The 14212-nt window shown below is 52.0% G+C and carries 7 protein-coding genes and 1 tRNA gene; 4 read left to right on the top strand and 4 right to left on the bottom strand.

Features of this window, described 5'->3' with window-relative positions:
* Nucleotides 1–101: 101 nt before the first annotated feature.
* Nucleotides 102–3521: a TonB-dependent receptor gene (locus EU556_RS09260; protein WP_135433471.1), complete on the top strand. Its 3420-nt coding sequence runs from the start codon at nt 102–104 to the stop codon at nt 3519–3521.
* Between the two features lie 486 nt (nt 3522–4007).
* Here the strand turns inward: EU556_RS09260 and EU556_RS09250 are convergent, their stop codons facing one another.
* Nucleotides 4008–6209 carry a bifunctional alpha,alpha-trehalose-phosphate synthase (UDP-forming)/trehalose-phosphatase gene (locus EU556_RS09250; protein ID WP_135433467.1) on the bottom strand — a complete coding sequence of 734 codons (2202 nt, stop codon included), beginning with the start codon at nt 6207–6209 and terminating at the stop codon, nt 4008–4010.
* Between the two features lie 74 nt (nt 6210–6283).
* Nucleotides 6284–7111, bottom strand: a complete 828-nt coding sequence (locus tag EU556_RS09245) for a cyanophycinase (RefSeq protein ID WP_135433465.1) — start codon at nt 7109–7111, stop codon at nt 6284–6286.
* Between the two features lie 684 nt (nt 7112–7795).
* On the opposite strand from EU556_RS09245, the gene EU556_RS09240 reads away from it, so the two are divergent.
* Both EU556_RS09240 and EU556_RS09235 read left to right on the top strand, forming a co-directional pair.
* Nucleotides 7796–11308, top strand: a complete 3513-nt coding sequence (locus tag EU556_RS09240) for a TonB-dependent receptor (RefSeq protein ID WP_135433463.1) — start codon at nt 7796–7798, stop codon at nt 11306–11308.
* A gap of 168 nt (nt 11309–11476) precedes the next feature.
* Nucleotides 11477–11550: transfer RNA gene (locus tag EU556_RS09235), tRNA-Ala, on the top strand.
* 167 nt (nt 11551–11717) lie between these two features.
* Here EU556_RS09235 and cysK read toward each other — a convergent pair.
* On the bottom strand, nt 11718–12638 hold the full coding sequence (gene cysK / locus EU556_RS09230) for a cysteine synthase A (RefSeq protein ID WP_135433461.1): 921 nt from the start codon (nt 12636–12638) through the stop codon (nt 11718–11720).
* Between the two features lie 87 nt (nt 12639–12725).
* Entirely contained in the window at nt 12726–13556 is an 831-nt protein-coding gene (locus EU556_RS09225; RefSeq protein WP_135433459.1) for a serine O-acetyltransferase, read from the bottom strand.
* Nucleotides 13557–13737: 181 nt separating this feature from the next.
* On the opposite strand from EU556_RS09225, the gene EU556_RS09220 reads away from it, so the two are divergent.
* A complete protein-coding gene (locus EU556_RS09220; protein WP_135433457.1) occupies nt 13738–14079 on the top strand; it encodes a cupin domain-containing protein in 342 nt (113 codons plus the stop codon).
* The last annotated feature ends 133 nt before the right edge of the window (nt 14080–14212 follow it).

Genomic DNA, 14212 nt, shown 5'->3' with positions numbered 1-14212 from the left:
GTAGCATAGGGGTTTACAAGAGCTCAACGGCAGCCCCTAAGTATAACACAACTTTTTCTTTTGCCCCTTTCACACAGTACTTTTTCACCAATCCCCCCTTTATGAGACGCAATCTTTACGCCTCAATGGCCATGGTGCCACTGGCGGTCCTGTCAGCCCATTTAAGCTGGGGCCAGGCCACTACCACCTCGGCGATGAACGGTGTTATTACCGACAAATCGGGAGCGGGCCTGCCAGGTGCCACAGTTATTGCTGTGCACACGCCCACTAACACGCAGTACGTAGCGCCAACCAACTCGGAAGGCCGTTTCAGCCTGCAGAACATGCGTGTAGGGGGTCCATACACCATCCGCGTAACGTTTATCGGGTACAAGGAGGCTGTTCGTGAAAATATCTTCCTGACCCTAGGCCAGAACCTACGCCTCGATATCAACCTGAGCGACTCCGAGCAGACGCTAGGTGAAGTTGTAGTACGTGGTAATGACACACGTTCGGTTTTGAATGCTGAGCGTGCTGGTTCTACTACGAACATCAGCACTCAAGAAATTCAGCGCTTGCCCACTATCACGCGCAGCCTAAACGATTTTACGCGTCTAACGCCTCAAGCAAACTCTGGTAGCACTGGAGCAATTGGTGGTGGTAATTTCCGTCAGAATAATATTACCATTGACGGTGCAGACTTTAATAACAACTTTGGTATTGGGGGCAACCTGCCAGCTAACGGTAACCCAATCTCACTGGATGCCGTGCAGGAAATTTCGGTTAACGTAACGCCTTTCGACGTACGTCAATCTGGTTTCATTGGTAGTGCTATCAATGCCGTTACTCGCTCTGGTAGCAACGACTTTTCTGGCTCAGTTTACACCTACTGGCGCAATCAGAATCAACAAGGTAACAAGGTTGGCGACCAAACTTTTGTTAAACAAGATCTTAACGAAAAGCAGTATGGTTTCCGCTTCGGTGGTCCCGTAATTAAAGACAAGCTTTTCTTTTTTGTTAATGCCGAGAAACTGGACCGTACTAGCCCAGGCCAGCAAAACGTAGTTGCCACTGCGGGCCAGGTGTATGGAGCTCCTGGTACGCCCAGCAACGTAGTACGGCCTACGGGAGCATTCCTCGATGAGGTAAGTTCATTCCTACGTGAGAAGTACGGTTACGAAACTGGTCCTTATCAAGACTACTCGTTTAAGTCTGACCGTACCACTTTGCTAGGGCGTGTTGACTGGAACATTAATACTAACAACCGCCTCTCAGTTCGCTACAGCCAAGTAGAAAGTAAGTCACCGAGCTTTGTGAGTACCTCACGCAGCCCTCTAACAGCTTTCTCTAATACTCGGACGAGTAATTTTGCCCTGCCTTTCTCCAACTCCAACTACTTTCAGGAGAGCAACTTTTATTCACTGGCAGCTGAATTGAACTCCACTATTAGCGGGCGGTTCTTTAATACCCTGCGTGGTACTTACACCCACCAGAAGGACCCTCGCAGCTCAAATAGTGAAGTGTTCCCATTCGTAGATATTCTTGATGGAACGCGTAATGCAAACGGAACTTATACCACGGGGGTAAACCCACTCACCTCTTTTGGTTATGAGCCCTTCACATTTGGTAACCTGCGTGATGTAGAAACATACTCAGCGGTAGACTATGTTAACTACACGGCTGGTATTCATAACCTCACAGCTGGTGTCCAGTTTGACTTACAGAGCACGAAGAATGGCTTCCAGCGCTTCGCTACTAGCTACTACACGTATAATTCATGGGATGAATTCAAAGCTGGAGGGCAGCCCCGTGATTTCGCACTAACCTACTCATTACTGCCCGGCTACGAACAGGCATATCCTCGTTTTAAAACTGCACAGTACTCTGCCTATGCACAGGATGAAATTAACCTGAGTGAGAAGTTACGCGTTACAGCTGGCTTACGCTTGGAGTTAAATTCCTACCTAGATGTTAAAGAAATTCAGACGCATCCATTGGTAGCTGGCTTACGCTTCGCTAACAATGAGCAGATTGATACAGGTGTTCTACCTAAGAACCGCGTACTGTGGTCGCCTCGCGTTGGCTTCAATTACGATATTAAAGGAGACAGAACCCTACAGCTGCGTGGTGGTAGTGGCATCTTCTCTGGTCGGGTACCCACAGTTTGGATCGTATCACAAGCAGGTGATGCTGGCTTGATTCAATTTACGACTACTGCCTCGGGTGCTGACGCTCCAAAAACATTCAGTCCTGATCCAGCTGCTTACCGCCCCACGACGGTTCCAACACCTGGTACTCAGGTTCCTGCCACTCTTAGTGCTACCGACCGGAACTTCCGTAACCCACAGGCTTGGAAGAGCAGCTTAGCCCTTGACGCTCAACTGCCATTCGGTATCGTTGGTACTCTGGAAGGTATCTACAACAAAGATCTTACAATAGCATTGGGTCGTAACCCCAACTTAGTAGATCCAACAGCTCTGAATACGGCCGGCTACCCAGATAACCGCCCGGTATATCCTGTATTGAACCGTGACCGTTTTATCAATCCTCTAACGTCGTCTACGGTAAGTGCCACCAATCCAGTGCCTAACCAGCCCGTCCGGACAGGAGACGCACGTGGTACGCAAGCATTCAATACGGTAGTTCTTTACAACCGTCACCAAGGCTATTACTTGTCAGGGACTGCCAAACTAGAAAAGCGTTTCGATAACGGTCTCTTCGCTTCGGTAGCCTATGTACGTACTCAGCAGAAAGTATTGTTTGATGGTGGCGGTGACCAATTGCTAAATACTTGGTCGGGCACTCCTATCGTGAATAACTCGAACGACCCGGAGCTGAGCTATTCTGGCTTCGCTGTACCGGATCGAGTAATTGCTTCGCTGTCTTATCGGAAAGAGTATATTGGCCACTTGGGCACAACTCTCTCTGTATTCTACGAAGGCTCTTCTCAAGGTCGTTTCTCGTACATCTACGGTGCTGACTTTAACCGTGATGGCCAGACTAATGACTTGATCTACGTACCAAAAGACGGGTCGGAAATTATCTTCACTGACTTTAACTATGGTACTTCTGCTGCCCCAAATATTGTTTCGGCCGCACGTCAGAAAGAGTTATTCTTCCAGTACATTGAGCAGGATGATTATTTGAAGAAGCGCAAAGGTCAATATGCAGAGCGAAACGGTGCTAAACTCCCATGGCGTAACCAAGTAGATATCAAGTTTGCACAGGATATATTCACGGACCTTGGTGGTAAGAAAAACACACTACAGTTCTCGCTGGATATCTTCAACTTTGGTAACCTGCTCAATAAAGATTGGGGCTTAGTACAACAGTTCAACAATGCCTCGATCTTGGTTCCGACCAACACTACGGCTCCGTCGAACAACCCAAACTTGCCGGTTTACACTGCAGGTGGTACGGTTAAGCCTACCTTCCGTTTAGCTACGGACCGCAGCCAGCCTATCACCAATACTTTCCGTTACAACAACGCTCTGGCCTCTACCTACTATATGCAGTTTGGCCTGCGTTATATCTTCAACTAATCAACTGGTTAGTTAAGTACCCAAAGAGGGTTGGCAAAATGCCAACCCTCTTTTTTTGTACATACTGTACAGGACTAAATAGCTTAAATTATACTGGCGTCTAATTATTAAGTAACAGTCCAGCTATGGCATTTTCATACAGAAGAGTTTTAAATTAAAGGTTAACTGTTTCGAATCTGATGGCAAAAACGGCCGTAGAGAGTAGAAACACAACTCTCCTTTATATGCCTCTGCACCGCGAATTAGATAAGAAGCTCAGCAAGACTTTTGAACCTTCCTCTCGAATTGATGATGTGTTCAAAGGGTACGATATCACTTTTGTTACGAATGAACACGGTGAGCCAGTGACTCTGTTTTTCGGTAAGCGTAGGCCCGATGGCCTGATTGCCGGAGAGCGGTACACACGCACTATTAAGCGGCAACCCGGTAGCATGGAGGTCAAATCCAGTCACTGGGACTTACGCGGAAAAATAATGGCTTAAGTACTTAGGCCATTCTCTCTACCTCTTTTACTAGTAGCAAGCGTTGCAATACACTGCGAGCCTGACTTGCGTCGCCTACGCAGTAGCGAGCTAACGACCGAGCCGCGTTGCCTACTTTTATAGTGTAGGCTTCCGCTGGCAGTACACCAAATGTATCTTCATCGGTGCGGCCGTCACCGAGAGCCAAGATAAACTCTGGCTGGTCTTGGTGTAGCCACCGAGCTACGGCGGTTCCTTTATTAATACCTGCATTTTTCACTTCCAGTACCTTACTACCTTCTAGCACTTGTAAATCGGTATTGGAGGTGATAAAAGAGAGGTGGCTCAGCAGTTCTCTAGCTCGAACGGCACCTAAATCGGCATCAACGCGGCGGTAGTGCCAAGCTAAGGAATAGTCCTTCTCCTCTACAAAAGAGCCAGCTGTGCGGCGCACGTAGAGGTCCATGATGGGAAGCAGTTCCCGCTTCCATTCGGCGCGAAGCTCCTGAAAGAGTTGCCACTCCTCCCCTGCACGCCGCAGCCAAATACCATGCTCGGCAATAAAATCGACGGGTAAGTGGCCTAGCCACTTTTCTAATGTGCCTCGGTCTCGTCCGCTGATGACAACGAGGCGGTTGCGTGGATTTTCCGCCAGAGAGCCTAACAACTGAAGCAACTCTGCATCGGGCTGGGCTCGTTGCGGGTTGGAGTGAAAGCGCACCAGCGTGCCATCGTAGTCTAACAGAAGCAGGCGCGTAGTTGCCGCGGCATAATCTGTCTGTAATTGAGCGCTGGCAACCTGATCAAGGGAGTCAGTAGCATAAATATGCTGCTTGATCTTACTGTAGGCCAGTCGGTCCATGAATAGTTTGGTCCAGGCAAACACATCATATTGTTGTACCAAGGCGCGGAGGTGTCCCATCCGACTGGCTTGCTCCTCCTCCGGCATCAATAGCGCTTCATTCAGCGCCTCTGCTACGTGGTTGGTATCGGTAGGATTGATGAGTAGGGCATCGGACAGTTCTTGGGCCGCACCGGCTCGTTCGCTCAAGATCAGCACGCCGCGCTCATCTGTCCGGCAAGCCACATATTCCTTAGCCACTAGGTTCATTCCGTCGCGCACGGGCGTTACGAGCGCAATGTCGGCCAAGCGGTATAGCGCAACGAGTTCCTCGAAGGGAAATGATCGGTAGAAATAGTGGATAGGCGTCCAAGTGATGGTGCTGTATTGTGCATTAAGGCGACCTACCAGCTCGTCAATTTCCTCCTTGAGATGTTGATACTGGGCTACCTGGTCGCGAGAAGGCACCACTACCATCAGTAGGCTCACTTGCCCGCGCCACGCTGGGTAGCGCTCGAGCAGTGCTTCGAAGGCCCGGAGCCGCTGCGCAATTCCTTTAGTATAGTCGAGTCGGTCAATGGAAAGAATAATTCTTCCTTCTCGCAGGGCTTCGCGGTAGGCCAGTATATGCTGAGCTACTATTTCAGACTGAGCAGTTTCAGCATAATGCTGGTAATCGATACCCATGGGGAAGGCATCAATTAGCACAGGGCGGTTAGGCGTGTCAATTTGCCCGCTCTGGTTCGGATAGCCCAACATGTGCGAAACCGCACTGATGAAGTGGCGCTGATAACTGAATGTATGAAATCCAATCAGGTCGGCGCCTAGCATTCCTTCCAACAATCTCGCCCCCCAGGGCAGTACTCGTATGATTTCATACGAGGGAAAAGGGATGTGCAAGAAGAAACCGATAGTTGCTTTCGGCCGCTCCCGCCGAATCATTTCGGGCAGCAGCAGCAATTGATAATCGTGCACCCAGATGGTATCATCAGGGCCAGCCAATTCCAGCACGGCTCGGCAAAATTTCTTATTTGTGGCTACGTAGGCCTCCCAGTGCGTTTGCTCGTAGAGGGCGTACTCACTGAAATAATGAAAGGTAGGCCACAATGTGCCGTTACTGAAGCCCTCGTAATAGTCGTGAATCTCGTTTTCGGTCAGAAAAACGGGAGCCATGCTATCGGCCTGCAGACGCTCGGTTACTTGCTGCTGTTCGCTGGGGTCATCAACGAATAACCCGGGCCAGCCTACCCACACATTATCATCGGCCCGATAAATGGATCCTAGGCCAGTAGCTAACCCCCCTTCGCTGGGCTGAAACGCAAGGCCCTCAGTGGTGCGCTGCACTTTAGTAGGCAAGCGGTTGGAAACGATTATCGTACGGGACATCTGACAAGAGAAAAAGCCATGCTCACGCTGGTGTTACTATACTCACCCACTGCTACTTTACAGACTCTACGTGGTTACACTGGCAGCGTATAGCATTGCCCTTTGGCCAGCAAGTGCAACCGTAAATCCCGAATGGAAAACACTTCTCCGGGCTTGATGACGGCAATCGTGTTGCCCGTGCAGTCATGCCCATCAACCAGTACTACCAGTCCATTTCCAATAACTTCCAACTCCCGGCCTTTGGTTACGAGTACGGCCGTGTCTTCCTCCAGGCCTAGGCCTAGACAGCCAGGGTTGGTAGCTATAATCTGAGCCATACGCACAATTCGGCCTCGAGCCACAAAGTGCGTATCAATGGCTACGTCGCGCATGAGCTGCAAGCCGGTAGTGATGTGGATTTCATCTTTCACGAAACCCGCATCGTTGCGCCCTTGGTAGATCATGGGCGTACTCATGGCTGCTGCGCCGGCACTGGTTCCGGCAATTACAATGGGTTCTTGCTGGTAGCGCTCAGCAATGCGCTTTAACAAATCAGTGCCGCCAAAAATGGTAGTTAGGCGTAACTGGTCGCCTCCCGTGAACATGATTCCATCGGCCCGATTAATCATGGCCAAGGCTTCCGGGTTCTTGGTTTCCTCCCGAGTACGGATGTCGAGCACCTCGATGTTCTTGATACCAAGCTCAGCAAAGACCTTGACATACTCCTGAGCCGCTTCTTCGGGCTCTTCTGACGCAGTCGGGACGACTACTACGGTTTCTTTAGCGGGCAATTCTCGAACGAAACGCTCTAATATGAAGTCAGCAGATTGCTCGCTGTCGGTACTCCCGTTGTTGGTTTGGCGTTGTTCGTGGCCACCAATTGCTAGTAGGCGGCCTTTAGGGGCAGATGAGTGGATCGTCATGGAAAGAAAAACAGGAGACTAGGCCAACCGAGTGCATACATGCCAAACTCATCATAGAGCTGCGGCACTGCCTCTTATAGTTGGGAATTATAGGCCGCTGGCGAGATGCGCAGACCTAGTGACGACTTTTTTTACGGCTCATACTTGCCCGTAGCAGTGCTATTTATACGGAATTTGCTTTTCGGTTAATGCGTATTTAAGCCACGTCTCTCCTCGTAGCTGCTCTTGCTAATGGCCTTTCCGCACTCACTATCTAGCGGGTATACCTACCTGATGAATAATCTAACGCGTACGGATGGGCTACAGCATGCTGAGGTGCGTGTACCCACAGTAACACTTCTAAAGTGGCTATACACGACTAGTTGCTGGATTATTCACTTACCAGCCGCCCATCAGTAGCGTGATACTTATGCCCTGTGAGCATCTTTAAAGTGTAACTCTCTCACAACAATGCCTCATCAGTAGAACTAACACAATATTATAAGTCATAGCAAACGTGAAGTTAGTGAGCCAACACTCACACTTGGTATAGACACTTATAGCTATAGTACTATCATAAATCCACTTTATACGGTTTATTGCAGATCTTAGTATCGTATAATTATGCTTTAATAACATTTTAATAACATTGACCTCAGCACTTAACCTGATAATTTTGTGGCTGATTTTCATCAATCCCCTCTTATGAGACGCAATCTTTACGCCTCTGTGGCCCTAGTGCCAATGGCGATTTTGTCAGCTCACCTTGGTTGGGCGCAAGGCACTACTACTTCGGCGATGAACGGTGTTATCACCGACAAGTCGGGAGCAGGCCTGCCAGGTGCCACGGTCATTGCCGTGCACACGCCCACCAACACGCAGTATGTAGCGCCAACCAACTCCGAGGGACGCTTCAACCTGCAGAACATGCGCGTAGGTGGTCCTTATACTATCCGCGTGACGTTCGTGGGTTACAAGGAATCAGTACGTGAAAACATCTTCCTAACGCTAGGCCAAAACCTGCGGCTAGACATCAACCTGAGCGAGTCGGAGCAGACGCTAGGGGAAGTTGTTGTTAGCGGTCGTCAAGACCCAGTTATTAATGCTGGCCGGACAGGAGCTGCCACCACAGTACAGCGCGAGCAAATTGAGCGGCTGCCCACTCTAAACCGCTCACTCAATGACTTTACCCGTCTTACGCCTCAGGCCAATGGACAGAGCTTTGGGGGGCGTAACAGCGGCTTCAACAACATTACAGTTGACGGCGCCATTTTCAATAACGCCTTTGGTCTACAATCTACGGTAGGTGGCCAAGCTGGTGCTCAGCCTATCTCGCTGGACGCTATCGACCAAATTCAAGTTAGCATTGCCCCATACGACGTACGTCAGGGCTCCTTCACAGGCGCTGGTATCAACGTAGTAACCCGTTCAGGCACTAACAAATTCTCGGGCTCTATCTACGGTTTTTACCGCGACCAAGATCTGGTAGGCAAAAAGGTAGGCGACTTCAAACAGGAGTATCCCAACTTCCGCCTACACAACGAAGGCTTCCGGGTAGGTGGTCCTATTATTAAGGACAAGTTGTTCTTCTTCGTGAATGCCGAGCGTGAGCGTCGTAACGACCCCCCAACTGGCAACTTCACCGCCAACCGCTCGGATACTCCTCCAGCCGCTGGCTCACAAACCTCGCAGGCCTCGGCCCGCGACCTGGAAGCGCTGGGCAACTTCCTGCAGCAGCAGTATGGGTACAACGCCGGTGCATTCGAGAACTACAAGCTTCGCTCGAACAGCGACAAGGCTACGATCAAGATTGACTGGAATATCAACCAGAACAACCGCTTCAACATCAAGTACAACTACCTGAAGTCGTACGCGGATATTCCACCAAGCACCTCGGGCGCCATCAACAACCAACGCTCGCAGTCGCAGTTCGGTCTGCCCTTCTCATCGTCGTACTACACGATTAATAATAACCTGAACTCGTTCATCGCGGAACTGAACAGCACCCTAGGTGGTGGTAAGTTCTCGAACAACCTAACGGCGGGTTATTCGGCTTTCCGCGACTTCCGCGAGAGCAGCGGCGGTATCTTCCCGCTGGTTGACATTGGCACGAGCGTGGGCCGCAGCACCTCTACGGCTGCTCTAAACGGTATCAATGCGGCTAACTCGCTGACTTCGTTTGGTTATGAGCCTTTCTCGGCGTTCAACATCCTGAACTCCGATGTGTTCCAAGTGGGTGACAACTTCACCGCATACTTGGGCAAGCACAACGTGACGGTAGGTACTTATAACGAGTACTACAAGTTCCGTAATGGCTTCGCTCCGAATTACTACGGCAACTACTCGTTCAACTCGCTCGAAGACTTCTACGCCTCAGCGGGCTTCAACTACGACCGTAGCACGGCTACGTACACCCCGCTAGCTGCCAGCGCTACCCGTCCCGGTCCGGCACGTTACAACCTACAGTACTCGGCTTTGCCCGGCGGAGAGTTTCCCTTTGCTGACATCAAAGCCGCTCAGCTAGGCCTATACGTGCAGGATGAATGGTCGGCGCGCAACAACCTGCGCGTGACCTATGGCGTACGCGCTGACTTGCCCTTCCTGACGTCGGACCTGCCCCAGAACACCAACGCGGCTAATCTGACCTTCCGCGACGGGGTGAAAATCAACACGGGCTCGGTACCGAAGAAAAGCGTGCTGTTCTCGCCCCGCGTTGGTTTCAACTGGGATGTAATGGACAACAAGAAGACGCAGGTGCGCGGTGGTACCGGTATCTTCACGGGCCGTGTGCCGTTTGTGTGGCTATCCAACCAGGCTAGCAACAACGGGGTGCAGTTCGGTTCGTTTAGCACCTCAGGCTCTGTACCAACCACTACTAATGGGGTTACCAGCCCCAATGCATCTATCTACCCTTTCAACCCGAACGTAGATGCTTACCGTCCGCAGAACGCCTCGGCTAACACGGCCTACAACTTGGCCGTTACGGACCGGGACTTCAAGTTTCCGCAGGTATGGCGCTCCAACATTGCTATCGACCAGCAGCTGATTGGCGGAATTATTGGTACGTTGGAGGCCTTCTATACGAAGGACATCAACGCCGTTTACCACCAGAACGTGAACCTGCCGGGTAGCGAGGCCGAGCCTTTCGCCCGTGCTAACGGCGCCGACAACCGGCCAATCTTCTACACGTTTGGAGCTCCCCAGACAGGGGCCAACGCTGGACTGGTAGCCACTACCCGCAACTATCAGATTTACGGTGCCGTGCCAGCCTCACAAGGAGGCAACACCGCAGCTCGCCCGAACATCAGCGACGCTATTCTGATGAAGAATACCAACAAGGGCTACTCCTATGCCCTGACGGCGCAGCTCCAGAAGTCGTTCAGCAATGGTCTGTACCTGAGCGCAGCTTACACCTACTCGGATTCTCGCTCTGTCAATGACGGCGGCTCAATTGCTCAGTCAATCTGGCGTGACCGCTCTATCTCAGGCGATCCGAATGCAGCAGCTCTGAGTTACTCACAATTCCTGCAGCAGCACCGCGTTATCGGTTCGGTATCGTACCGCAAAGAATATCTAGGCCACCTCGGCACCACGCTCTCGCTGTTCTACGAGGCTGCTCCAGCTGGCCGCTTCTCCTATGTGTACTCGGGTGACATGAACGGCGACAACCAGACGTCGAATGACCTGATGTATGTACCTCGCAACCAGAGCGAAATCAACCTGCGCGACATTACGCTGACGGCGTCTCAGGGTGGTGGTGTGTACACTGCAGCACAGCAGTGGGCTGACCTGGATACTTACATTAAGCAGGACGACTACCTAAGCAGCCGCCGCGGTAAATATGCGGAGCGCAATGGTGCCGTACGTCCTTGGCAGAACCGTCTTGACGTACGTCTGCTGCAAGATGTATTCACCAATATTGGTGAGAACCGCAATACACTGCAGCTGAGCCTGGACATCTTCAATGTGGGCAACCTGATCAACAGTGATTGGGGAGTATTCCAGACGGCTAACCGGGTTAACCCGCTCACGTTTGATGGATATAATGCCCAAGGTCAGCCGGTATTTGAGTACCGCTATCTGACCAACCCTATTGGTACGGCTGCAGGTGGGGTTACGACCCCGGGTGTACCGCTCACGAAAACCTTCCGCAACGATACTGGCGGTATTGGTTCACGTTGGCAGGGACAGATCGGCCTACGCTATATCTTCAACTAGGCCAACTGGTTAACTCTTAAAAAGTGGGCTGACAGCATTGTCAGCCCACTTTTTTTATGGTCTTGGCGACATATTTTTTGCGTTTTTTTGAGCGTATCTCTTGCAGATTCAAAAACGCGCAGTACTTTTGTCACACCAAACGCAACCGGCGGGCGGTACTCAACAAACGGGGGATTAGCTCAGCTGGCTAGAGCGCTTGCATGGCATGCAAGAGGTCATCGGTTCGACTCCGATATTCTCCACTCCCGTTTAAAAAGCCTAACCTTACGGTTAGGCTTTTTTGTTTTTGGGCTTATTGACTCCGCTTTACGGTGAGCTACAACTACGCAGAGCCCTAGGCCAGTAAAACGAGCAAGGCTCCCCACATTATGTGAAGAGCCTTGCCCGTTTTACTGGCCTAGAAGGAATCTTATACAAATAAGCCCTCAACCGATAGATACCGCTCACCGGTGTCGTAGCAAAAAGTGAGTACGCGGCCTCCTTGCGGAACCTCATCGAGTTTTTTAGCGACGGCAGCCAACGAGGCGCCCGACGATACACCCATAAAGATACCTTCTTCGCGGGCAGCACGGCGGGCCATATCAAATGCCTCTTGCTGGCTAACCTGAATGGTGCCATCCAAGATATCAGTGTGCAAGTTGGCAGGAATGAAGCCTGCCCCAATGCCTTGAATAGGGTGAGGACCTGGCGCGCCTCCGCTGATAACAGGAGAGAGCTCCGGCTCCACGGCGAAGGTCTTCATGCGCGGAAACAGGGGCTTCAGCACCTCAGTCACGGCCGTAATGTGGCCGCCGGTACCCACGCCCGTAATGTGAAAGTCAAACCCCTCGGGCATGTCGCGCAGGATCTCTTGGGCCGTAGTTTCGGCGTGCACCCGGATGTTGGCGGGATTTTCGAACTGCATGGGCATCCAGGCGCCGGGGGTGTCGCGCACAATTTCGCCGGCCTTTTCAATAGCTCCTTTCATGCCTTTCTCGCGGGGGGTAAGCTCTAAGTTGGCGCCGTACGCCGCCATCAGACGCCGCCGCTCAATTGACATACTCTCGGGCATAACCAGAGTGAGCTTGTAGCCCTTCACGGCAGCCACCATCGCTAGGCCTACCCCTGTGTTGCCGGAGGTGGGCTCTACAATCAGAGAGTCTTTGGTTAATAAGCCATCTTTCTCGGCCTGCTCAATCATAGAAAGGGCAATGCGGTCTTTAATGCTGCCACCGGGGTTAGCACGCTCCAGCTTCACCCACACCTCCACATCGGGGCGGTGGGCGAAAAGACGGTTGAGACGCAGCAACGGCGTGTTGCCAATCGTATCCAGAATGGAAGTAGCTTTCATGAGGTTGGTTGGAGGTTTAGGGAGTGGCAAAAGTCAGGAACAGGCCTAGCGCCCATAATGTCTTGGGTGCCCCCTGTGAAAAGACGTTTAAATAGAAAATGAAATGTCGGCGGCCGGGTCTTCGGCGCGGGTTACCTGAATCTGCGCCCGGTGATACACCCTTGAGTGGGAAGGCACGCTCTCAGTAAGCCACACGTTGCCACCGATGATGCTGTGGCTCCCAACCACCGTATTGCCGCCCAAAATAGTAGCCCCAGCGTAAATCACCACATGATCTTCGATGGTAGGGTGACGCTTAATGCCCTGCAAGTGCTTGGCCACGCTCAGAGCACCCAGTGTAACCCCTTGAAATATCTTAGCGTGGGCTCCAATAACGGCTGTTTCCCCAATGACAATGCCGGTGCCGTGGTCGATGCAGAACGACCGACCAATGCGGGCTCCCGGGTGAATATCGATGCCGGTCCGCTGGTGGGCATACTCACTGAGCAAGCGGGGCACGCGAGGCACACCGCGCTGGTACAAGCCGTGGGCGAAGCGGTGCAGGGCTATGGCATAGAAACCGGGGTAGGTGGCTACCACTTCCGTAATACCTTCCGCGGCGGGGTCGGCGGCCACAATAGCCTCAGCATCCAGCAGCAGCATATCGCGCAGTATGGGCAGATTAGCTACACAGTCGGCGGCTAGCTCAGCGGCGGGCTGAGGTGTTTGCACGGCTAACAATAAGGTCGTCAGATCATCTTGCCAAATGCCCAGCGTGGCCGCTACCGCATCAGCATTGCGCAAAGGGCGCTCGGCCCGCTCCGGAAACAACAGATTGAGGAGCTGCTCGGCGAGCAGGCAGAAGCCAGGACCGGGTAAGGGAGCGGCAGCCTGCTGATGCGCCTGAGCTAGCGCCTGAATGAATGCATCGTGTGACATGCAAGGAGTAACTACAAATGTGGCGGCACCAAAACGCGCCAAGGGCCGAAATATATAGGCCTAGACCCAGTCAGCAACTGCCAACAGTGCGGAAGGTTTACGCCTGGCCTCGGGAGCAACCGCTACGGATGACTTTGCGTTAGCCTAGCAGTTCCCTTCCATTTACCTAACCATCGGCATCATGTCTGATACGACCATCACGAAAGTTGATTCCCGGCACTCACCCAAAGGGGCCGAAGGCGAAAAATACCTGGCCTCGGGTAAGCACGTGGCTATGCGCATGTGGGAAAACGAGTCGCCGGCTGAGGCTAAGGAGCCCTCTGTGCGGCCATATGAAACAGTAGGTTACGTGCTGCAAGGACGGGCCGAGCTGCACATTGAGGGCCAAATGGTATTGCTAGAGCCCGGCAACTCTTGGGTGGTGCCCAAAGGCGCTTCGCACACGTACAAAATCTTGGAGTCGTTCACGGCAGTGGAGGCCACCTCTCCCCCGGCCCAAGTACACGGGCGCGACGAAAATTAAGGCAGTCGCCTCAGCTGACTGCTACCACGGTATACAGGCCTAGCTCTTACTGAAGAGTTAGGCCTTTTTTATGGCGGTAAGAGTAAACAAGTTGATGGAGCCACTCGTACCAGCAACATCATCTTGACATAAG

It is taken from the genome of Hymenobacter fodinae (assembly GCF_004745825.1).
In the GTDB taxonomy this organism is placed as follows: Bacteria; Bacteroidota; Bacteroidia; order Cytophagales; family Hymenobacteraceae; genus Hymenobacter; species Hymenobacter fodinae.
This window is presented reverse-complemented; position numbering and strand designations above follow the sequence as displayed.

Excerpts from the sequence above, each read along its gene's own strand:
- EU556_RS09260 (WP_135433471.1), top strand. The coding sequence starts at position 102 with ATGAGACGCAATCTTTACGCCTCAATGGCCATGGTGCCACTGGCGGTC.
- EU556_RS09250 (WP_135433467.1), bottom strand. The coding sequence starts at position 6,209 with ATGTCCCGTACGATAATCGTTTCCAACCGCTTGCCTACTAAAGTGCAG.
- EU556_RS09245 (WP_135433465.1), bottom strand. The coding sequence starts at position 7,111 with ATGACGATCCACTCATCTGCCCCTAAAGGCCGCCTACTAGCAATTGGT.
- EU556_RS09240 (WP_135433463.1), top strand. The coding sequence starts at position 7,796 with ATGAGACGCAATCTTTACGCCTCTGTGGCCCTAGTGCCAATGGCGATT.
- cysK (WP_135433461.1), bottom strand. The coding sequence starts at position 12,638 with ATGAAAGCTACTTCCATTCTGGATACGATTGGCAACACGCCGTTGCTG.
- EU556_RS09225 (WP_135433459.1), bottom strand. The coding sequence starts at position 13,556 with ATGTCACACGATGCATTCATTCAGGCGCTAGCTCAGGCGCATCAGCAG.
- EU556_RS09220 (WP_135433457.1), top strand. The coding sequence starts at position 13,738 with ATGTCTGATACGACCATCACGAAAGTTGATTCCCGGCACTCACCCAAA.